Origin of the sequence: Streptomyces sp. NPDC005784 (genome assembly GCF_042871525.1) — a bacterium.
GTDB lineage: Bacteria > Actinomycetota > Actinomycetes > Streptomycetales > Streptomycetaceae > Streptomyces.
This window is the reverse complement of record NZ_JBIAIQ010000053.1, coordinates 26,569-47,572: the sequence shown is the minus strand read 5'-3', so window position 1 is coordinate 47,572 and position 21,004 is coordinate 26,569. Positions and strand designations below refer to the sequence as shown.

Here is a 21,004-nt window from a genome sequence, read left to right as displayed (position 1 = left end):
TCGGAAAGCCGTGTGCGGGAGAACTGCATGCACGGTTTGAAGCGGCGGGGACTGGAAACGGAGCATCAGCCACCGCGCCAGTCCCCGACCCTACTAGTCGACGGCGCCGTACCGCTCGACGAAGTGGGCCCGGTCGAAGGTCCAGTTCCCGGCGGGCGCCTCCCAGCTGCCCACGGCCGGACCGAAGTGGCCGTCCGCACCGGTGGTCCAGGTGAAGGTCTTCACCCGGCCGTCGGCGTACCCGTACAGCGCGCCGAGGTCGTCGCGACCGTCGCCGTTGAAGTCGCCGGTCACGATGTGCATGTTCTGGCGCCACATGTTGCCGGCGGGGGTGGACCAGGCCTCGTAGTTCGAGCCGAAGGTGCCGGTGGTGCTGCTCGGGAAGACCCGGACCGCGTCGTGGCCGTCCGAGTAGTCGTACCAGGCGGCGACGTCGTCCCGGCCGTCGCCGTTGAAGTCACCGGAGTGCAGGGACGTGCGCGACCAGTCGCCCCAGGTGGAGCTGGACCACGAGGCGCCGGGGAGTTGAAGCCGCCGGCTGCGGTGGCGGTGAAGGTCCAGAGCTTGACGCTGTCGTCCGCGTAGCCGTAGAAGACGGCCAGGTCGTCGCGGCCGTCGCCGTTGAAGTCGCCGGTGACCGTCTTGCCGCTGCTGTGCGTCCAGTTGCCGGCGGGGGTGGTCCAGCCGTTGAAGGGGGCGTTGAAACCCCCGTTCGCGGCGGCGGTGAAGGTCCACAGGGTGTCGTGGCCGTCTGAGTAGTCGTACCAGACCGAGACGTCGTCGCGGCCGTCGCCGTTGAAGTCACCGCTGTTGAGCGTCATGTTGGCGAAGGACCAGGAGCCCGCGGCGACGTTCCACGACTTGAACGGCGTCCTGAAGCTGCCGTCGGGGTTGCCCAGCCAGGTGTACAGGGCGACGCTTCCGTCGGCGTAGCCGTAGGCGGCCGCGACATCGGCGACACCGTCACCGTTGTAGTCGCCGGTGGTGGCCTTCACATGGTCCCACAACCAGTTGCCGGCGGGAGTCGTCCAGGCGGTCTTCGGTGCCTGGAAGGTGCCTTCGGGGTTGGTGAGGAACGTGTGCAGGGAGTCGTGCCCGTCGCCGTAGTCGTACCAGTCGGCCATGTCGCTCCGGCCGTCCCCGGTGTAGTCGTGGCGTACGACGGTGCCGGCGGCCCACTGCGACTCGCCCTTGGCGTTGTAGATCACGAAGTTGCCGCGGTCCTGCAGGACGGCCCTGCCGCCGGCCGCCGAGGTCTTCGAGTCCCACAGGACGGTGGAGCCGTCGGCGGCCAGCACCGCGAGATCGCCGTCGGCGCCGAAGCGGGCGGTGGCGCCCGGGTGGCCGGCCGTGCCCGTGGACCACAGCACCTCGCCGGCGTTGGATCCGACGGTCAGATTGCCGTCCGCCTGCATGGTCAGCCGTGCGGAGTTGGAGGTCAGGGTGTCACCGGGGACGAGGGTAGTACCAGCGGCGAGCTGGCTGCCGCCGGTGATGTTGTCCAGCCGGGACGAGATCGCGCCGTTGCGAGTCTCGGTCGGGTTCTGGCCGAAGCAACCGCCCTGCCAGGACTGGCTGCTCAGCGCGACGAGCTCGTAGCCGCTGCCCTTGGGGCGGACGACCGGCCCGCCCGCGTCGCCCGCGCAGATCGAGTCGGCGGCGGTCTTGCCGCTGATGCCGAGGGTGGTGCCGCCGACCGAGTCGACCCGGTACGTCGCCGTGTGCAGCTTCGTCGGGGCCCACTCGTCGGCGGTACGGCCGAATCCCGCGACGGTGAGCTCGTCGCCGGCGGCGGGGGCGGTCTTCGCGAACGGTATCGGGGTGATGTCGGTGGTGGTGTGGCGAGGCGGGCCAGCACGAGATCGCGCCCCTCCCGGGGGACGAGCTCGACGACTTCGCGGACCTGTCCGGCGGTGCCGGTCAGGTCGGTGCGGCCGATGGTGGCGGTGGTCTTCCACTTCGGCTTGCCCGCGGCGGCCTGGGGGGTGCCGCCGCTGTCGCTGAAGCAGCTTGCGGCGGTGGCGATCCACTGCGGGGCGATCAGCGCGCCGGAGCAGGCGCGCGAGCCGGTGCCGATGTCGAGGCGGACGGCGAAGGCGTAGCCGGCGTCAGTGGTGGCGGGGCCCGTGGCGGCCGACGACGGTGTGGCCGTCAGCGCGAGCGGGCCCGCCAGCAGGGCGAGCGCCAGGATGGTGGAGCGGACGCGTCTGGTGCGTTCCATGAACCGGTGTTCCTTGGGGTGAGGTCTGCGCAGGGCTTGTCGCCGGGGCGCAGAGGGGTGAGCGTGGTGGCGTACGGCGGGCACTACTTGGTGCTGCGGATCTCCATGAGCATGAAGTCGCGGCCCTGTTCATCCGCGCTCTCGCCGACGCCGGTCCAGGCGTTCTTGTTGATGTCGAACGTCTTGTTCTCGCTGCCGGCGCTCATGTCGACCTGGGTGGTGTAGTCGTTGCCCTTGACCGAGTAGACGGCCGGGATCTCCAGGCTCAGCCAGCCCGAGTTGCCGGTCACCCGGAAGCAGATCTTGTCCGCCTTGGCCCGCGCCATCACCTCGATCAGATCCGTCGCACTCGCGCAGTCGGCCAGCACCACATGACCGTCCCCACGCTTCAACGTGATCTTCTGCTCCGCCAGAATCCGGTCCGCACCTGGATAGTTGAAATCCTCCACCGCATAACCCGGCGCCTCATCCGCCACCCGCACACCAGCACCACTCACGGCACCAGCACCCGAGCCAGATCCGGCAGGCACACCACCCGTCAACACAAACCACCCAAGAGCACCGGTAACCACCGCCGCACTCGACGTACGCACTATGAAACGTGCCTTCATCACAGTCTTCTTCATCCTCTTCATCGCTTCTTCGTGGTCAGGACAGGGGCACAGGCCGGTCGCGCAGCTCGGACCAGGCGGAGCGCAGGACGCCGATCTCCCGGTCGAGGTCGGTGTGCAGATCGTTGACGTGGATCAGCAGCTTCCGCCGGCCGTCGGACAAGTAGACGTACGAGATCACGTTCGGCATCCAGTCCTTGCCTTCGGCCTCGGCAGGCAGCCGCTCGGTCCTGATGTCCTGGATGTCCGCCCAGGCCAGCTGGTGTGTCCGCAGCGGCCCCTGGATCCGGATGCCGGTGCGGTCCACCACGGTGCCGGTCCGCGGCAGGACCGCGGCGACCGCTGCGACGAACAGCGGCACCGCGACGGTCACCAGCAGCTTCAGCCAGAGGGGGAAGGCGATGGTCCACGTCGGAATCAGCAGCAAGGCCGTCATGCAGACCATGGTGATCAGAGTCGGTGTCGTCTTCCGTTTGCCCGCCCGGTACTCGCGCGGCAATTCCTGTGCTCCCATGACCACTCCTGTCGTGCTGCGGGCAGTGCCCCGGCGCGCCGGGTCCGGCGGCAGTCCTGCCGCCGGACCCGGTGCGCAGCGGTTCTCCATTGCACCTCGCTAGAACCCGAGATGCCCCAGCAGCCCGGTCACCGGCGACACGAGGTCGTGGCCGAACTGCGTGATCTTCGTGGCGACCTTGCCGCCGCCTATGGCGCCTATCCACTTGGACTGGCCGAAGGTGAGGACGCCCAGCGCGGTGCCCGCGAGCGACTTCTTGAACTCGCTGCTCCCGAAGCCGTATCCGATTCCGGTGAACAGCGTGCTGATTCCGGCGAACGCGATGGAGATCGTGCCGAAGTCGCCTGCCAGGCCTTCCAGGACCAGACCCGCGGGCGGGAAGAAGAAGCCGACTCCCAGGCCGGCGATGCCGCAGATGGCGGAGGCGAACCCGAACCCGATGCTGGCCCAGTCGGTGAAGTTCGCCATGAACCTCGAGGCGTCCTTCCACCAGGGAAGGTCGCCCTTGACTGTGTCGTGCTCCGAGGTGTCGGCCAGATTGGTGCCGGCCTCCTTGGCCTTGCGCGCCGCTTCGGCGGCCTTCTTGGCAGCCGCCGCGACTTCGGCCTTCCGCTTCGCCGTGGCGATCTGGTGCGCCTGGCTCGCGGCCGCAGCCGCCGTCTTGGCGTCCTGGCCAGCCTGGTTGGCGGAGGCCCGGGCCGAGACGGCAGAGGCCTGCGCCGAGTTGGCCGAGGCCACCGCGCTACGGGCGGCGTCCACGGCCCGGTTCGCCGAGTAGTTCGCCGAGCGTGCGGCACTGCGGGCGACCGAGGCCGCCTGGCTCGCCTTGTCGGCCGAGGCCTGCGCGTCCTTGGCCGACTTGTCGGCGGCGTCCGCGTTCGCATCGGCCTGCGTCGCATAGGTGATGGCCAGCTTGGCGGACTTGTCTGCCTTGTCCGACCACTCCAGCGCCTCTTTGGCCGCGTTACGGGCCGTCGCCGCTGCCTGCTGCGCACGGTTGGCGTTCTCCTGGGCCTTCTGCGCGATCTTCCCCGCGGCTGCGATCGAGCCCTGGACGGCGGCGATGTGGCTGGCCGAGTCGTAGTCGAGCTGCGCGGTCTTGTACTGGATCGAGGCGAGGAAGTTCCGCCGCATCCACGACGGGCCCTCCATCGCGGCCTGCGCATGGGCCTTGGTGTACGGGCCGCCCGTGTTGAGCAGGGTGGCGGTGGCGACCTGGTCGTCCTCCTGCTGCGCCGCCGTGTACGTGCTGGTGAAGAACTCGTACAGGGCCTGGCCAATGCCGGCGTCCAGCGCGGCGTTCGCCGCCTTGGTCACCGCACTGCTGGGGCTGCCCGCCAGGATGCGGGAGACCGCGACCCTGTTGTCCGTCGCGGCGGCCTCGATGACGCCGCCGCCGAGGAAGGCGGTGGCGGCGTCCGGGGCGTCGCTGTCCAGCGCCACGGTCGCGGCGTCGGCGATGTCCGGGGAGGAGACCTGGGCGAGGTAGAGGGCAGTCTCGCGGTCGTCCTGCTTCTGCGCGAGCTGCCGGTCGGTGTCGATCCAGACGTGGACGTCGGCCTCCGCACCCGAGACGGCGAACCGGGCCGCCTCACGCGACCAGCTGCCGCGCGAGTTCATCAGGGCGATGGCCGCCTTGCGCCCGAGGGTGGTGGCAAGGTTCGTGTCACCGCTCTGCAGCGCCGATTCGGCCTGCGCGATGAGGTCCTTCGTGGCCTGCTCGGCCTGCTCGGCCTGCTCGGCCTGCTCGGCCTGGGAGCGCTTCTCGGCGCTCTCGGCCTTCTCCTGCGCCTCGATCTCGGCGAGCAGGCGGGTCTCCGCCATCGCCTGCTTCATGTCCGCGTCCAGGCGCTGCGTCTCGGCTTGCCGTGCCTGCTTCTCCACGTCGACGGCATGGTTGACGGCGTCGACGGCGGTGTTCGCGGCCTTGGTGGCCTCGTTGGCGAACGCGGTGGACTTGTTCGCGTAGTCGACGGCCTGGCCCGCGTACTTGTACGCCCACTCGGCAGCGGCCGCCGCGTTGTCCGCATGGTCGGCCGCGCTGTTCGCGGCGTCGCGTGCGGTACGGGCGGCCGTCGCTGCGGTGTTCGCCAACGCCTGCGCGTCGCCGGCGGCGTTGGTGGCGATCGTCGCGTTGCTGTTCGCGATCTGCGCCTGCCGCTTGGCCTCGGCCGCCTCCGCCTGGGCCGCACCCGCGGCGGCGGCAGCGGTGGCGGACGCGTTCGCGGCGGCAGCGGCGTTGCGGGCCGCCGAGGCGGCGGCGGACCCGGCGCTCGCGGCCTGCGCCGAGGAGGTGGCCGCGGCGTCGGCGGCCTTCGCCGCGCTGCGGGCCTTGGCGGCCGCGTTGCGGGCGGCAACAGCGGCGTTCTTGGCCGCGTTCGCCTTGGAAGCGTCCTTGGAGGCGGCTATGGCGGCGTTGTACGCCGTGGCGGCGGCGGAGCCGGCCGTCGCGGCGGCGTGGCTCGCACCGGTGGCGGCATAGGCCGCGCAGCGGGACGCCTGGACCGCGGCGTGCGAGGCGGTGGTGGCAACGCGGGCCGCGTCGGCCGCCCCCTGCGCCGCCTGGGCCGCCTTGCGGGCCGCCTTGCCCGACTTGACCACGTCGTTCTGGGCCGCCTGGGCCTCGGACGCGGCCTGCTCCGCTGCGGCCTTGGCCTTCTCGGCGGCCTCCACGGCGCGGTCGGAGGCCTCCTGGGCCTGCCGCGCCTTCGCGTCGGCATTCTTGCCCTCGCGCTCGACGACCGCAACGAGCTCCTCGATCGTCGCGGACTCCTGGTCGCGGGCGCGGGCGATGTGCTGGCCGGTGTCGAGGAACCACTGGATGTCCTCGGCCGTGCCGGACAGGGCCCGGGAGGCGTACTTCTGCACCTCGGGACCGGCCTGCACGCTGAGCTTGCTCACGTCGACCCGCATGTCCTCGAGCCGGGCCGTGTACTGGCCTTCGAGGAGGAATGTCTCCAGCGCGGTCTGGTCGGTCGCGTTCAGCGCCGTGTTGCCGTCGCGGTTCACGGCCTTGCCACCGACGGCCATCACGGTCGCGGTGGCCACCCGCAGGTCTTCCGTGATGCCGGCCTTGAAGCCGCCGTTCAGATAGTCGGTGATGGCGGCGTCGCCGCCGTCTATCGCGGCACCGGCCTCACGCCGGGTGCCCTTGCCGCCACCGGCCAGCGAAGTGAGGACGGCGACGCGGTTGTCCTCCGCGATGGCCGAGGGGAGGCCGGAGGCCAGGAAGGTCTGGACGTCGGCGTCGGAACCGGTCAGCGCCGCTTCCGCGCCGGTCCGGACGGCCTGGCCGCCCAGCAGCCACGCCTGGACCACCTTGCCTCGGTCGGTGTCGGGCAGGTTCAGCGGGTCGCCGTCCTCGCCGTCGGGCGGCAGGGTGTCGGCCCGGGCGGCCAGGGGGTTGAGGACGAGGCTGGAGGTGGCGGTGACGGCCGTGATGGCCGCGAGGGCGCCGAGAACACGCCGTCTGCTCCAGTACGTGGTATCTAAAACGGTATCCAAGACGGTCCTTCGGGATAGGCGCCCGGCAGCAGTTCCTGCGGTGAAATGCCGCCGGCTGAAGTTTGTGTTGGACATGCGCATGTGCCGTTATCCGCAACGGAGTTGAGCCGGACTCGGCACAGGCGCACGGCGACCTTACGCAAATGGAGAGCGAGTTGACTACATGCAGATGACAGGAAAAGCGAAATAGTCCGGAAGTTGACTGAATTCAGGCACCACCAAGGAGCCACTCCTTTGCGATCCCATTTCCCTTTGTGTATGAAGCATTGATGGAGATCCGCACAACCTTTTTCGACTGTGCTGCAACTCACTGCAGGGCTGGCCGAGTTATCCAGAGTGGGGCCCTTTACGGCGTGGACGCCGGGGGTCTGTACGGTGATCGGCTCTGACAAAATTTTCCGAGCCGTTGATCGCTCGCCGGGATAGATCAGTTGAGCAGGATGCGGTGGCGGAGGAGGCGGAAGCCGGCTCGGCCGTACATCTGGCGCTTGATCAGTTTCGTTTTGGCGTTGGCCTTGATTCTTCCGTCGGCTGACGGCGACGCGGTGAGCGGCTGGCTGCCCGATATGTCCCGTGCTGTGTCGGGAGTGGCCTTCGCGTGACGCTGCGGGGCGTCGGGTTCCACGGGTCCGAGGGTGGTGCGGTCCTCTCCCTTTGGGATCGCCCACGCGCTGGACGGCACCTCGGTCACCCGTACCGGAGTATTGACGGGTACGCCAGGCTGGATCAGCCCCGAGCACTACCGCACCGGCGAAGTCGGCCCGCACGGCGACGTGTTCGCCTGGGGAGCCCTCGTCGCCTACGCCGCGACCGGCCGCCTACCCTTTGGCAGCGGTCTTCAGGTGGGCGAAGGCGTGCTCGCGGGCGGCGCGTTCAGCGGCGATCAGTTTGGTGCTCTGCTTCTTCACCGTGGTGAGGGGCTTCGTGCGGGCAGCCTCGAAGCCAGTGGCGACCCCTGGGTTTTCGGGGTCGTCATCCAGACCGGTGAAGGGCGATCCTCAGATCGTCTGCGCGGCGGGCTTTGCCTGGACGTGGGCGACGTAGCGGACGGTGAAGAGCATCGGGACGACGAAGCCGGCGATCTGGACGAGCGTCGCGGCGGTGGAGTGCGCGTGTCCTCCGTGTTCCAAGACGGCGAGTACAACGGCGGTCAGGACGAACGCGGCGGTCCAGACGGCGGTGATGACGACGTTGACGCGGATGAACGCCTTGAGCCCCCACATCTCGCGCGGAGTGGTCTGCTTGGCGATGCCCAGGGTGAACGGCCTGCCGATGGCCAGGGAGACCCCGGCGATGACGGCGAGGGTGCCCGCCGAGAGGGCCGCGGAGTAGGTGTGCACGTCCGAGTCATGGTGGGTGAAGGCGATGGCGGCCAAAACGGCGAAGAAGACCGCGGAGCCGGCTTCGATGATGAGGGCATCTAAGCCGACGCCGGAACGCACCTGCTGCGCGATGACCGCTACGGCGATCACCAGCGCGGCCAGTGCTGCCCACTGCCAGTCTCCCGAAGGAGCCACGGCGAAGACGATCCACGGCAAAAAGGTGCGCAGGTAGGACATGATCTCCCCGATTCGTTGTCCCTGTTTTGACATGTCGAAAATAGAAGGTTCAAGACTGACATGTCAATAATGGGAGGTGGCGGGTACGGTGGAGACATGAGCCTCAGACACGCACTTCTCGGCCTGCTCTCGGAGCACTCCGCCAGCGGATACGACCTGCTGAAGCTCTTCGACACGTCGCTGGCCAACGTCTGGCCGGCCACACAGAGCCAGATCTACACGGAACTGACGAAGCTGGCTGCTGCCGGGCTGATCACCGTGGCGGCGCAAGGGCCCCGTGGACGCAAGGAGTACGCCCTCACGGACGAGGGGCTGGCCGAGCTGCGGCACTGGATGACGGAGACCAGACCCCAGCGAGTCCTGCGCAGCGACATCTTGCTGCGGGTCTTCTTCCTCGGCGTGCTCACACCGGAACAGGCGCGCTCCTACCTGGACGAACTCGCCGGGATGTCCGAGCGGGAGCACGACGACCTGAAGCAGCTCGTGGAGTCCGTCGACTGGGGTGACGACGATCTCGCGGTGCACGGCCGCATCGCCCTGGAGTACGGCCTGCGCTTCAACACGATGCGTCGCGAATGGGCAAAATGGGCTACGGCGCAGATCAAGTGACCGCTGCCGGACCCGGCTCGATCCTCCTCATGCGTTTCACCCCTCTCCCCCACCGACCACGGCAGGCGGTTTCAGACCTGCTCACAAGATCCCGGCACACCGGAATCCCATCCGCCCAATTCGGGGCTGATCGGCGGAGCTGGCGAGCACAGTGCAACCACTCCGGTGATGTCGAGGACGGGCGGTTGCGCAGAGTGACGTTTAGGCCTGGTGACAACTCCCGCGCTCTCCTCGCCATTCCTCGCCGAGACCGCGCGGCTCGGCCAGGCGATGGGCGCCGACCCGCTGGCCTTCTCCGGCCTCGCCGGGGCCAGCATCCTCATCGCTGCCTGCTCCTCGCCGACTTGGAACCGAACCTTCGGCGAGCACCTCGGCAGGGCGTAAGCGTCGAGGAAGCCACCAGTGCGACGGGGCTGATGGCGCCGAAGCCCGAGCAGTGCAGCGCCTGATCGTCATTCGTGCGGGTCGCACGTGCGTACGTATGACTCGAACATGCGGCTACGACTGGGCCACGACCGTCACAGCGTGGTGACCGCTGACCGGGCTGGCCGCCTCTTCCCCGCAGCCAGGTCCATGATCGCCTCTCCGAATCCGCAGGAGGGGAATCTCTGATGCTGACCACATTCAGGAACGCCGTCGCGGCAGCCGTACTGGCGGCAGCGCTCGTTGCCCCGGTCGCGGTGGCCACCGACGCGGCAGCGGCCACGTGCGCCCGGCATACGACAGGCGTATGTAAGGCCAACTCACCGCATCCGCGCGGGGCAACGGCGAAGTGCAAGGACGGCACCTGGTCCTACAGCGCCCACGCCCGCGGTACCTGCTCGCACCATCGGGGCGTCAAGTACTGGTACCGCTGATCACCATCTGCACGGAGCCCCCGGCCGTGTCCCCAGGTGGGGGCTCCGTGCAGCCCTGGCGGCGTCGCTGTGGCAGCTGGTGAAGGTGTCGGCCGCGCATTAAATCCCGCCCCGGGGACATCCCCGATGACGTGCACCACGCCGATGCGGAGGACTCCGAACCTGCGGGCCGGCATATCAGCGGTTGTGAATACGAGACACCCTGCCCTACCTCCTCGGACAATAGCGATGGGCGTTGGACCGGATCGTCAGGGTCGGCAGCGCCAGCGAGGCAGGAACAACTCGTAGCAGTTCATCGCGGCCGACGGCTTGAACTATTGATCAGAAACTCATGGGGTTCTCGTCCAGGACGTAGCGGACGTGCGGGCCGCCGAAGTATCCGCGGACGATGTGTGGTTGGCGCTGGCGTCTGCGGAAGAAGCGGCGGGTCTCTGCGGCGAGTTCGGCCTGATCGCGGGCTCGGTGCTGCTTGGGCAGGCCGTGTTTGAGGTCGGCGTTGACCAGCTCGTCGGGGTTCAGCTCGGGCGAGTACGGGGCAGGAAGTGCAGCTCGACGTCGTCGGGGTGGGCCGCGAGCCAAGCGCGGACCTTCTTGGAACGGTGGGCAAAGTGCCCGTCGACCACGAGATGGACCTTGTGGTCGAAGTGGCCGGCGAGCCGGTCCAGGAACCGGCACATCACCTCGGCGGTAAAGCTCTCGGTGAAGACCATGAAGTGCATCCGACCCTTGGTGCTGATCGCCGACATCGCGTTCACGGAGAACCGGTTCCCGCTCCGCCGCACCACGGGCGTCCTGCCCTTCTCACCCCAGGTGCGGCCAGTGACCTGGTCGGAACGGATGCCGACCAGGTCGGCGAAGAGAATCTCGCCGCCGTCCTTCTTCGCTTTCATCCGGATCTCCGGCCAGATCTCCTCGTGCCGGCGCCGGACGGCATCCGGGTCCTGCTCGACGGCCCGCTTGTCCAAACGCTGGAAGGACAGGCCCCACCGCTTCAAGTACTTGCCCACCCCCGGTTCGGTCAGCCGCACCCGGTACAGCTTCGCGATCAGTTCGCCCACCAGCCGCCGCGTCCACAACTGCCCGCTCAAGCCCACGTCGCAGGGCAGGTGATCGAGGACTGCCTGCCGCACGGCGGCCTGCTCAGCCGCCCCGAGCACCTGGTGCACCCCGACCGGCTTGCCCCGCGGTTGCATGACCAGCGCCTCCAGGCCGCCGGCCTGCCACTTCACCCACCACTTGTCGACCGCCTTCAGCGACACCCCGAACACCGCCGCCACGTCCTCACGGCCCCGCCCCGCCACCAACGCGGCCACCGCCCGCAGTCGTAACGCTTCCTGCGCCGACGGCGACAGATGCCGCGCATCCCCCACCAGATCACTCACGCCACTACAACGGCCCAGAACCCGAACCGTTTCGGATCAATAGAACCCAAGAGACTCCTGGGGGTCAGTCTTCAGGAACCGGCGACAGTTGGGGCCGTGCGGGGTGGGGTTGCCTACGCCGCACGGTCACATCAGGCGAGCAGGGGCGCAGGGATCCCGCAGCCGTCGCACGGTTCGGACAGGCCGCAGCTCTGCCTAGACGCGTGGGGTGTGTCCTCGCCCGGGCATTCGCTCCCGAGGCTGCATGTGGTGGTGCGGTCTCGGTGGTGAATCTCGGTGCCGGTGCACAGGCAGAGCGCGTGGGGGTGGTCTGCTGCCCCGGACGCCGTGCAGGCCGAGCAGGCCTGGCCGAGTTCGTCGGCAGTGCTGCCGAGCTGGTCGGTGTAGTCGCAGAAGTGCAGGGCTTTGGGGAAGTCGTGGACCACTTTGGGCCCGCCGGGGCAACCGGCGGTGCACTGGAAGGCTCCGTCCACGTGGACCAGGAGGGGACCGCCGCAGGTATGGCCATCAGGGACCACCTGTTGCAGATCGGAGGGGTAGGTACGCGCCAGGAAGCCCACCGTGGATCGTGCGGCCTGTGTGCGGCTGCTGATCGTGCCGTCCTTGACTGCCTGGCCGACGCTGCCGAACCGCTCGCCTTCCGGCCGGGGGCGCCCCATTCGCTTCTCCCGCCTCTCTCGCTGGTCACGGCGTGCCTGCTTCTTGTGCTTGGCATCACGTCCCATCACGGCCTCCCTGGGGCTCGGCGGGTCAGTCCCGGTCGAACCAGTAACGGTTGCTACCCCAAGAAGGGTGCGGCGACCGACAGGTCTGCCAGACCTGCCGCCCCCTGCCGCCGGAAGCCTGACCTGACGGCATGCGTCAGCCCGCCCGGCAACGGCAGTGTGGTCATGGCCTGGGGCTACAGCGCCACCGGCCAGCTCGGCGACAACAGCACCATCAACCGCTACATCCCGGTCAAGACACAGGTCGCCGGTCGACGAACGCAACCGCTCTTTCATAAGACCTCGAAGGGCCGGGAGACATCAGGAGTCCATCCGACGCCCACGCGGCCACCGCGAACCGCATCCACATCAGTCCGTCCAGCAGCCCTCCCCGGGGCTGACCTGGAACTTCCTACTCACGAATTAGGAGCCACACCCAAAGGCGTTCGCCCTCTGTGGCAGCGGTGGGCATCGGTGGAGGCCGCCGTCGACGGCTACCTGCTGCGTGAGGTGCAGTACGGACCGAACCGCTCGGGCTGCAGCCCGGCAAGCCGCGGACCGCGGAGGCCCGTGCCGGTGCGTGCGGCGGACGGCACGGTGACCGTGGTGGCGATGCCCGAGTGGGCCCGCCTGCACGAAGGCCGCTGGATCTGGGCGCACACCGGGTGGCAGCTGGAGTTCCCCGGCCGGATCATGGACCCTCCCCAGGAGTTCGCACCAGCACCATCACGGTCACACCAGCCCTTTGACCTGCGACTTCAAGTTGGCGGAGGCTCAGGGTGGCGCACCACGATGCGCACGACACGCCTGCGTTCCGCGTAATTCAGGGGTTCTGGAGTACCTGCCGGGCTGAATATGCAGGTCAGCGGGCTGAAGGCTGGTGACGCGGCCAGATTCGCCTAGAGACGCGATTTTCTGAATTCGCCTGCGATGACCTGGAGTTGCTCCGTAGGGTCTGGAGCCATGTACGTGAAGACGACGAAGCGGGAGAACAAGTCCGGCACGGTCCGGTACCTGCACCTGGCCCACAACGAGTGGGATCCGGTGAAGGGCAGGGCGGTCCCGAGGGTCCTGTTCACGTTCGGCCGTGAGGACGACCTCGACCGGGACGCGGTGAAACGCCTGGTCGCGTCTCTATCAAGGCTCCTGGAGCCGGGCGAGGCGCTGGCGTCGACCGCGGCGGGCGGCCTGGAGTTCGTCTCGTCGGTCCCGTTCGGCGGCACCTATGCCCTCGACCATGTCTGGCGGCGGCTGAAGATCGACCGAATCGTCGGGCAGATCGGGCAGCCCAAGCGGGGCCGGCGCCGGGACATGTCAGTGACCGAACGGGTGCTGTTCTCCCTGGTCGCGAACCGGGCCCTGGCTCCGTCGTCCAAGCTGGCCGCTGCGGACTGGGTCACGCACGACGTGCATGTCGAGGGCCTGCCGGACATCGACGACGACGCCTGCTACCGGGCGATGGACTGGCTCCGCGAGGTGACCGACGACCTCGAGAAGCGGGTGTTCGACGAGGTCGCGAACCTCCTCAACCTCGAGGTCGACCTCCTGTTCTTCGACACGACCAGCACCTACTTCGAACTGGAGGAGGCCGACGAGCCCGCCGCCCGCGACGACAAGGGCCGCCTCCTGACGGAAGACCGCCCACCCGCCGAAGAGGACGGCGAACCCGCTGACCAGGCCGGGTTCCGCACCTTCGGCAAGTCGAAGGACTCCCGCGACGACCTGCCGCAAATCGTGATCGGAATGGCCGTCACGAGGGACGGGATCCCGGTCCGCGTCTGGTCCTGGCCCGGCAACACCGGCGACCAGAAGCTGATCCGGCAGGTCAAGGACGACATACGGGACTGGACCCTCAGCAAGATCGTGTGGGTCACCGACCGGGGATTCTCCAGCGAACGCAACCGCCGTTACCTCCGCCAGGGAGACAACGCCTACATCGTCGGCGAGAAACTCCGCTCCGGCAGCCCGGAAGTGAAGGCCGCCCTGTCCCGCCAGGGCCGCTACGGCGAGATCGCCCAGAACATGCGGGTCAAGGAAGTGCGGATCTCCGACACCGAACGGTTCGTGATCTGCCACAACTCCGAAGCCGCAACCCGTGACCAGCACATACGCGAACAGCTCGTCGCCCAGCTCACGACCCTGATCGAAGACACCGACAAGCTCAACGAGTTCAAGCGCGGCGAACTCCGAGGAAAGATCACCGGCAAGCCCGGCCTCAACCGCTACCTCCGCACCACCCCGGCCGGCAAACTCCGCATCGACACCGCGAAGATCAAGGCCGAGGAGAACCTCGACGGCAAGTACCTGCTGCGATGTTCCGACCCGCACCTGTCCGCGGAAGACATCGCGCTCGGCTATAAGCAGCTCCTCGAAGTCGAGCGGGGCTGGCGGGACATGAAGCAGATCATCGACCTGCGGCCCGTCTATCACCGGCTCGAGGAACGCATACGCGCACACGTCGTCCTCTGCTGGCTCGCCCTCCTGCTGATCCGCGTCATCGAGACCACCACCGGTGCGACCTGGCTGACCATCCGCCGCGAGCTCGACCGGCTCCACCTCGGCACGTTCACCGGACCCACCGGCCTGTTCCGGCAGGTCACCACCCCCACCAAGCCCCAGACCGACCTCCTGGCCAAGCTCGGCATCCCCGCACCGAAGCAGATCATCGCCCTCGAACCCGCACCCCGCTGACCAGCACGAACACCAGCGCCTAGAGAAACGCCTCTCAGGCGCCCCCACCCATGTCCACGCAGGTCAGACCCCAGATTCGTGACTCCAGGGCGCCGAATTACGCGGAACGCAGGACACGGATCGGGGCCGCGCAGCGAGCTGCGCGGCCCCGATCGTGCGCGTCTCAAATCCCGCCGAAACCCGGGACGAGTTCAGCGAGGCGGTACCCGTTGCACTGTGCTGGGCAGCCGTACGCGCCGATCGTCCCGTCCGCGGGCGGGTCACGCCAGGTTGATGTTCTCCGCCTGGGGGCCCTTCTGGCCCTGGGTGACGTCGAACGTCACCAGCTGGCCTTCCTGGAGCTCGCGGAAGCCCGAGGAGTTGATCGCGGAGTAGTGGGCGAAGACGTCCGGGCCGCCGCCGTCCTGGGCGATGAAGCCGAAGCCCTTCTCCGCGTTGAACCACTTCACAGTTCCCGTAGCCATGTCCATGCCTTCCAGTCGATGAACGCCTCCCGCACCATGCGGAAGGCGGAGGTGATCGCCCTGGTTCCTGCGGCACAGCACAGCAAAACGCCCACGCCTACGGCGTGGGCAATAGGGAACTTCCGAACCACGACAGCTGCCCCAAACGCTACACGCCAACAACCGGCTGTCACCAGAGGGAAACGAGGGCACGCCGCGTGGGATAGCAGGTGCGCGCGGGCCCGCCGGGGGCCGGCAGGTGCGCCCCAGCTCAGGCCGCAGCCGCCCGGTTTACTGGTTCGGCGGCACGGCGGTGTTCGGCGTTGATGCGCTGGGCTTCGCCGAGTTGGTCTTCGAGGATGACGATGCGGCAGGCGGCCTCGACGGGCATGCCGCCGTCGACGAGTTCCCGGGCGCGGGCGGCGATGCGCAGTTGGTAGCGGGAGTAGCGCCGGTGGCCGCCCGCCGAGCGGAGCGGGGTGATCAGGCGGTGCTCGCCGATCGCGCGCAGGAAGCTCTGGGTGGTGCCAAGGAGTTCGGCGGCCCGGCCCATCGTGTAGGCGGGGAAGTCGTCGTCATCGAGACGGCCGAACGAATCGTCTGCTGTCATCGCACCTCTCTGTGGAACACGTGGAGGGGCCCCGGTGCCTATCGCACCAGGGCCCCGAAGGAACTGCTACACCATCTGCCGGCCCCAGTAATGCACCGGCCTACTGTTTCCGCACTAGCCCACGAGGGGGTGAGGACGTGTGCGGGGATCGCAGTTGCTTGACCGGAGACCACCTCACTATCGATGTCCTGCGGTACCCGGGTCCAAGGCTTCCTCCCGGGCGATCCTGATGGCGCCTCAACTCCTCCGTTCTTCCCTCTGATCAATCACTTACCAAACCGGTACTGCGGCACTGCGGGTGGCCTGGAAGTGCCACCCTTCGACAGTCAGCCCCGTCGCCCGTCCTGCGTCTGCTCTGACTTAGAACCCCACTGCCGAACCTCCCGGCACGCGCGCCCGCAGCCGACGCCTTCACCGAGGTACTACTCGCTTCACTTCACTGCTGGGCACTACGAACTTCACTTACGGGTAATGCCACTGCGGTACTGCTCGCGGCGGCCCCTGATCACTGCGGGCCGCCCGGTCCGGTCGTCAGTCCCGTCGCCGTCCTGCAACAACCCTGGCTTCGGAACTCCACCACCGCACCGACCTGCTGGTGGCCTGCGACAGCGCCACTCTCCGGCAGCCAGCCCCGTCGCCCGTCCTGCGTCTGCTCTGGCTTGGAACCCCACTGCCGAACCTCCCGGCACGCGCGCCCGCAGCCGACGCCTTTACCGGGGAACCACTGACAACCACACTGCTGGTACCGCGACCTACTGAACTACCGCTGAGTTGAGCCGTACTGCTCGTGGCGGCCCCTGATCACTGCGGGCCACCCGGTCCGGCCGTCAGCCCCGTCGCCGTCCTGCAACAACCCTGGCTTCGGAACTCCACCACCGCACCGTCCTGCGAACTGCACTTGCGTGTACTGCTGCCCGGCAGTTCATGTCTGCCAGGCCCTTGTCGATCTCGGCTACGAGAGAAACCATAACCACGCCCACCACCCAATGTCTACTCCAGCCAACACAGATTTTCGCGTGTCCGACGGTGAGGCAGTCGGCCTCGAACAGAACAGGGGCAGAGTGCCGCCAAGCGGCTGGACCACCCCTCCGGCCAGCCCCGTCCTGCCCCGCCAGGCACCGCACCCCGTACGAGCTTCACCCGCGCGCAGACACGGCAGCGCCAGGGAAAAGCAGCCTCTCCGGCGACCCCCCGTCATGGTCCCGGAGCAATACTCAGGACGAGCAACCCGAAGGTGGTGGCCACGCCGATCCGGCATCACGGATTCGCTGAGCAGATCGCCGAGGACGCGGCAATGCAATGCAGTACGGCGTGATGGTGGAGGAACTCGCGGTGCAGGTCATGGCGCAGCTACCCAACGACCGGGCCCGCCAGGAGCCGATGGCGCTCGTGGAGGTCGCCCGGATGGATCCACGGGCCTGGCCCGATGGGGCTCCGCCGTCGGTCTCTATCAGTGTGGCAGGCCGGCTTCCGCTGCATGGCGGAAGACGTCGCCGCATGTAGACGCGGGGGCGGACGTGCGCTCGGCAAGGAGGATCAGCGAGTGGCGTACTTCCCTGCTCAGCTGAAAGAGCTGGCGGCTAGCCTGTCCGCCCTTGTAGGCGGACAAGCGGAAGCGCTGCACGGCCAGTTCGTCGCGGCCGTCTGCGAAGGTTTCCGGGAGGCCGGCGAGCAGTTCGAAGTCCTGCTTGCCGGTTGCCGCCTCCGCCACGCTGCGCACGGGCAGGGCATCGAATCGGGCGGCCGGAACGGACGTGTCGACCGCGACCGCGTGCGCTGCCAGCGCCGTGAAGACCTCGATCGTGCGCTCGCCCACCGCCGTGTCGACACCCCAGATCCGCAGGTTCTCGTGCCGCTCAGCCTCCCGCCCGGGCTCCTGGTCCACCAGCGGCAGCAGGACACGGCCCAAGCGGGCACAGCGGCTCCACAGTGTGTCTGGGTCCGAGGTCACCATCGATCCTCTCTACAGCCAGTGAAGGCCCACGGCCGCCGATCGCTCCGGCAACTGCGGGCCTTTTCAATGTCGCATCAGGCGCAGGGTACGTACAGGACGGGGCTGTTCGCGGTGCCGGTGCCGTGGGAGCCGCCCGAGCTGACAAGGGTTCCGACCGTGCTGGTGCGCCAGGCGACGTTCGGGTCACCGGGGCGGTTCACGCAGGTCGTCGCCGTGGTGGAGGCTCGCAGTGGTGGCGCGCACTTGGACTGGCGGGCGGTTCCCGCCGTCATCCAGCGGCTGGAGAAGTCGTTGTAGAACTCGAGGTCGACCTCGCTGGTGCAGGCCACGGGACCGCCGGAGCACGTCTTGATGCCTCCGGTGCCCGTCATCCGGGAGCCACTGTGGTTGGGCTTGGAGGCATAGAAGTCGCACTCGGTGACCGCTGCGGGAGCTCCGTCCGTCGGGATCCGGGCCTTCATGAGCATGCACGTCACCCTCGTCCTAGCCGGCGTCGACATCCCCGGCTCCGGCCTGCTGAGCGAAGGCCGCCGCGACGCCGCCACCGGCCAGTGGACGCTGCCGCCCGCCGCGGGGCGCCGGGTCAACGGGCTGGAGGCCACCCAGACCGAGCGACGGTTCGACCTGGTCGAGCTCGACCGGTTCCGCTACGACAGCCCAGCCAACATCGCCGCCTGGGTCACCCACCTGACCGGCGTCGAGAGCGCCCTGCGTCTGCTCAACGTCGGCCCCGGCATGCTGAGCACGGGCACGATGCCCGAATACCTCTACGACCGCACCGGCGGAGTCGTCGGCCTGCTCGAACGCCTCATCGAGGACGGCTGTCGCGAAGCCATGGACACCAAGCACGAAACCCTGACCGAAGCACTCCTGGACTCCATCACCATCGACCTGACACACGCCCCGGACCGCGACCCGGCCGCCGGCGAGATCCCCGCCGTCCCACCACCCCGGCGCACCCCCGGCAAGCGTCACCGCAACACCGTCCTCGACGACCGCGGCCCGGCCGGAGCCACCGGGTGATCGCACCCTTGTCACGGAGCCTCGACCCGCTGACCGGGGAGTCCCTGGCCGGGTTCCTGCTCCGGCTCAGCTTCCGGCTCGGCCTGCCCCCCGCCGCGACGATCCGCCACACCGGCCTGGCCGACGTCCTCCCCACCGGGCAGGTCTACGCACGCACGGCGCTGGGCATCACGCTGGCACCGGAGATGGCCGCCGACTTCGCCACCGCGACGCGGCTGTCCCCCGACGAGGTCCGCAACCTCACCGTTGAGCCCCTGGCCGCGCGCTTTCCTCCAGTCCGTGAGGCGGTGCTGTTTCCGGGTCCGCAGCGGGACTGGCTGTTCCCCACCACCCGCCGCTACTGCCCGCACTGCCTGGCCGGGGATAGCTCACCGATCCAGCAGAAGTACGGCGGCCCCTGGAACGTCCTCTGGCGCCTGCCGGACGTCTTCGCCTGCACTCGCCACCGCTGCTTCCTCGAGCACCTCTGTCCCATCTGCCAGCAGCCCATCGTCAAGAAGGACCTCAGCCAGCTCATCCCCCGGGGCAACATCGCGGGCCTGCACCCCGCACAGTGCCGGGCGCCCTCCCTCACCCCCACCGCAGCCAAGAACCACCCGACCCCCGCCGCGGTCTGCGGATGGCGGCTCGACCAGCGCACCCCTCCGGCCGCCTGGGACAGACCAGCTCCCGGGCACCTCGCCCTGCAACAGCGGATCCTGGACAGGCTCAACTCCGACAGCCCACCGGCGCACTCCGTCCGCTACTTCACCGAACTCCACCTGACCAGCGCGCTCGTCGTCGCGACCTGGCCCCTCGGGGCCCCGCCGGGCCGGCACCGGACGGCACACACCGCGACCGCCGTGCTGGCCGAACGCCGACAGCAGGAGGCGTCGCGCAGGAACGCCTCGAACGCCCCGCCGACCGACGCGCGCGCCTGCGCCGCCGTGCTCCTCGCCGCCGACACCATCCTCAACGCCCCGGACCTCCGTGAGGCACTCGCCCCCCTGGCCCCGCCCACGGAGCACAGCGTCAAGAAACCCAGGATCTACTACGGCTGGGACGCACTCTTCAGAAGGTCCCGGCACGAGTGCTCACCCGCGTTCCAACTCGCCGTCGACGACGTCTTGTCGGTCGGCAGACGCGGCCCGGACGGACGCACGCGACCCCGACGAGGAACTTCGTTTCGTGCGGAACACGTTCCGGCCTTCCTCCGCGACGCCTGGGTCGCCCGCCATCTGTCCGCGTTCCCCGGCATTCCCCTCTGGCAGCTCCGCCGCGGCGCCGCGGTCCGCCTGGTCAAGCGCGCCCGCGGGGGCTCCATCATCGACGCCGCACGCTTCCTCGGCGTCCTGCCCGGCACCTCCACACGCTTCGACAACATCCTCACCCACCGCCTCAAGGACAGAGGGCTGACCTTCGCCTTCAACGCCACCCTCGACGACCTTGAAGGCGAAGAACTCCGTCACCGGCCCACCGACTACGAACACCGCCGCCGGGCCCTGAAGGACTGGGCCATCCCACCGGAGACCTGGCAGACAGAGATCGTCCACGACAGGCTCACCCGCGGCTGCAGATTCACGGCGGACGACCGCAAACGCCTCGCACTCTCTGCCTATGTCTGGGCCCGTGCCACCCACGGCGAACACCTTTTCGCCCCCACACCGGCCGAGATCCGAGGCGATGACGCACAGCAGACGGTCTGGAGGAGGGACATCACCACCGTCTGCAGTCTCCTCAAGCGGGCACGGAACCCCCGCTACGTCATGCTCAAGGAGCTGCTCGACGCCTACGCCGACCGGCTCGCCGACTCTCTCGACAACCAGTGCTCAACTCGCCAAGCGCAACGCTCACTCGCCAAGTAGAACGCTCAGTCACACATATCCTGGTCGTCTTCGACCTCGCATTCGTGGTGAGAAATCAGAGCGGACCGCCGCCAGAACGCTTCTGAGGCTACCCGCCGGATTTCTTTATAGCAGGCTGGAATTCGACTGCGTCAGAACAGGAAATCCACAGCTTGAACGTGCGTAAAAATCCGCACGCAGACCATGGGCGCGAGTGCCCCACTCAGTGAAATACGACTCGGTGATGTCCTCCACGACGAGGGGATGCAGGTCTTCCTCCGTCGCTCCGGCCTCCTGGAGGTCCAGGATCTGCTGCACGGAGGTGGGCGAGATCGGGGTGGTGATGGTGCGTGTACGGCCGTTGTCGGAGCTGCCCGAGGCGATGAACCCGAAGTAGGCCGTCACCTCCACCATCATCCTGCTGGAGGTCGACGCCTTTTTCCGAGTCTGATCCCTGACCTGCGGTTTCCCTTGCATTGGGTCTCCTCGACCAGGGCGG

The 21,004-nt window shown here is 68.4% G+C and carries 17 protein-coding genes and 5 pseudogenes; 7 read left to right on the top strand and 15 right to left on the bottom strand.

Annotated elements, in window-relative coordinates; genetic code table 11:
* Positions 1-93: 93 nt before the first annotated feature.
* The 7 genes and pseudogenes from ACFYR3_RS41595 to ACFYR3_RS41565 form a co-directional block, all read right to left on the bottom strand.
* Positions 94-303 (bottom strand): hypothetical protein, encoded by a 210-nt coding sequence (locus ACFYR3_RS41595; RefSeq protein WP_389287400.1) that lies wholly within the window; start codon positions 301-303, stop codon positions 94-96.
* Between the two features lie 12 nt (positions 304-315).
* Positions 316-471: pseudogene (locus ACFYR3_RS41590) on the bottom strand (hypothetical protein); the annotation flags it as partial.
* A gap of 131 nt (positions 472-602) precedes the next feature.
* Positions 603-2,221: pseudogene (locus ACFYR3_RS41585) on the bottom strand (trypsin-like serine protease); the annotation flags it as partial.
* An 83-nt stretch (positions 2,222-2,304) separates the two neighbouring features.
* Positions 2,305-2,847, bottom strand: coding sequence for a hypothetical protein (locus tag ACFYR3_RS41580; RefSeq protein WP_355310101.1), 543 nt, complete (start codon positions 2,845-2,847; stop codon positions 2,305-2,307).
* A 22-nt stretch (positions 2,848-2,869) separates the two neighbouring features.
* Entirely contained in the window at positions 2,870-3,346 is a 477-nt protein-coding gene (locus ACFYR3_RS41575; RefSeq protein ID WP_389287394.1) for a PH domain-containing protein, read from the bottom strand.
* A 99-nt stretch (positions 3,347-3,445) separates the two neighbouring features.
* Positions 3,446-6,850, bottom strand: a complete 3,405-nt coding sequence (locus tag ACFYR3_RS41570; protein ID WP_389287392.1) for a hypothetical protein — start codon at positions 6,848-6,850, stop codon at positions 3,446-3,448.
* Between the two features lie 427 nt (positions 6,851-7,277).
* On the bottom strand, positions 7,278-7,475 hold the full coding sequence (locus tag ACFYR3_RS41565) for a hypothetical protein (RefSeq protein ID WP_389287398.1): 198 nt from the start codon (positions 7,473-7,475) through the stop codon (positions 7,278-7,280).
* A gap of 1 nt (position 7,476) precedes the next feature.
* On the opposite strand from ACFYR3_RS41565, the pseudogene ACFYR3_RS41560 reads away from it, so the two are divergent.
* Positions 7,477-7,686, top strand: a pseudogene (locus tag ACFYR3_RS41560) (serine/threonine protein kinase); the annotation flags it as partial.
* Positions 7,687-7,848: 162 nt separating this feature from the next.
* Here ACFYR3_RS41560 and ACFYR3_RS41555 read toward each other — a convergent pair.
* Positions 7,849-8,442, bottom strand: a complete 594-nt coding sequence (locus ACFYR3_RS41555) for a hypothetical protein (protein ID WP_389287390.1) — start codon at positions 8,440-8,442, stop codon at positions 7,849-7,851.
* A gap of 63 nt (positions 8,443-8,505) precedes the next feature.
* On the opposite strand from ACFYR3_RS41555, the gene ACFYR3_RS41550 reads away from it, so the two are divergent.
* The 3 genes and pseudogenes from ACFYR3_RS41550 to ACFYR3_RS41540 all read left to right on the top strand — a co-directional run bounded on the left by ACFYR3_RS41550 (position 8,506) and on the right by ACFYR3_RS41540 (position 9,875).
* Complete coding sequence (locus ACFYR3_RS41550) at positions 8,506-9,018, top strand: PadR family transcriptional regulator (protein ID WP_389287388.1); 513 nt, start codon at positions 8,506-8,508, stop codon at positions 9,016-9,018.
* A 201-nt stretch (positions 9,019-9,219) separates the two neighbouring features.
* A pseudogene (locus ACFYR3_RS41545) lies at positions 9,220-9,396 on the top strand (glycerol-3-phosphate dehydrogenase); the annotation flags it as partial.
* Positions 9,397-9,629: 233 nt separating this feature from the next.
* On the top strand, positions 9,630-9,875 hold the full coding sequence (locus ACFYR3_RS41540; RefSeq protein WP_389287387.1) for a DUF3761 domain-containing protein: 246 nt from the start codon (positions 9,630-9,632) through the stop codon (positions 9,873-9,875).
* A 321-nt stretch (positions 9,876-10,196) separates the two neighbouring features.
* Here ACFYR3_RS41540 and ACFYR3_RS41535 read toward each other — a convergent pair.
* Positions 10,197-11,197, bottom strand: a pseudogene (locus ACFYR3_RS41535) (IS630 family transposase).
* Positions 11,198-11,388: 191 nt separating this feature from the next.
* Entirely contained in the window at positions 11,389-11,982 is a 594-nt protein-coding gene (locus tag ACFYR3_RS41530; protein ID WP_355857979.1) for a hypothetical protein, read from the bottom strand.
* 942 nt (positions 11,983-12,924) lie between these two features.
* On the opposite strand from ACFYR3_RS41530, the gene ACFYR3_RS41525 reads away from it, so the two are divergent.
* On the top strand, positions 12,925-14,652 hold the full coding sequence (locus ACFYR3_RS41525; protein WP_389287385.1) for an IS1634 family transposase: 1,728 nt from the start codon (positions 12,925-12,927) through the stop codon (positions 14,650-14,652).
* A 260-nt stretch (positions 14,653-14,912) separates the two neighbouring features.
* Here ACFYR3_RS41525 and ACFYR3_RS41520 read toward each other — a convergent pair whose 3' ends face one another.
* From ACFYR3_RS41520 to ACFYR3_RS41505, 4 genes are all read right to left on the bottom strand, one after another.
* Complete coding sequence (locus tag ACFYR3_RS41520) at positions 14,913-15,116, bottom strand: cold-shock protein (RefSeq protein ID WP_054230424.1); 204 nt, start codon at positions 15,114-15,116, stop codon at positions 14,913-14,915.
* Positions 15,117-15,366: 250 nt separating this feature from the next.
* Complete coding sequence (locus ACFYR3_RS41515; protein WP_355857988.1) at positions 15,367-15,705, bottom strand: MerR family transcriptional regulator; 339 nt, start codon at positions 15,703-15,705, stop codon at positions 15,367-15,369.
* Positions 15,706-17,155: 1,450 nt separating this feature from the next.
* Complete coding sequence (locus tag ACFYR3_RS41510) at positions 17,156-17,659, bottom strand: hypothetical protein (protein ID WP_355857991.1); 504 nt, start codon at positions 17,657-17,659, stop codon at positions 17,156-17,158.
* A 74-nt stretch (positions 17,660-17,733) separates the two neighbouring features.
* Entirely contained in the window at positions 17,734-18,126 is a 393-nt protein-coding gene (locus tag ACFYR3_RS41505) for a hypothetical protein (protein WP_389287382.1), read from the bottom strand.
* On the opposite strand from ACFYR3_RS41505, the gene ACFYR3_RS41500 reads away from it, so the two are divergent.
* Complete coding sequence (locus tag ACFYR3_RS41500; RefSeq protein ID WP_389287381.1) at positions 18,119-18,682, top strand: hypothetical protein; 564 nt, start codon at positions 18,119-18,121, stop codon at positions 18,680-18,682. The two genes, ACFYR3_RS41505 and ACFYR3_RS41500, sit on opposite strands and share 8 nt — an antisense overlap.
* Entirely contained in the window at positions 18,679-20,526 is a 1,848-nt protein-coding gene (locus ACFYR3_RS41495) for a TniQ family protein (RefSeq protein WP_389287379.1), read from the top strand. Before ACFYR3_RS41500 ends, ACFYR3_RS41495 begins: the two co-directional genes overlap by 4 nt.
* Before the next feature lie 105 nt (positions 20,527-20,631).
* Here ACFYR3_RS41495 and ACFYR3_RS41490 read toward each other — a convergent pair whose 3' ends face one another.
* Positions 20,632-20,982, bottom strand: a complete 351-nt coding sequence (locus ACFYR3_RS41490; protein WP_389287377.1) for a hypothetical protein — start codon at positions 20,980-20,982, stop codon at positions 20,632-20,634.
* Between the last annotated feature and the right edge of the window lie 22 nt (positions 20,983-21,004).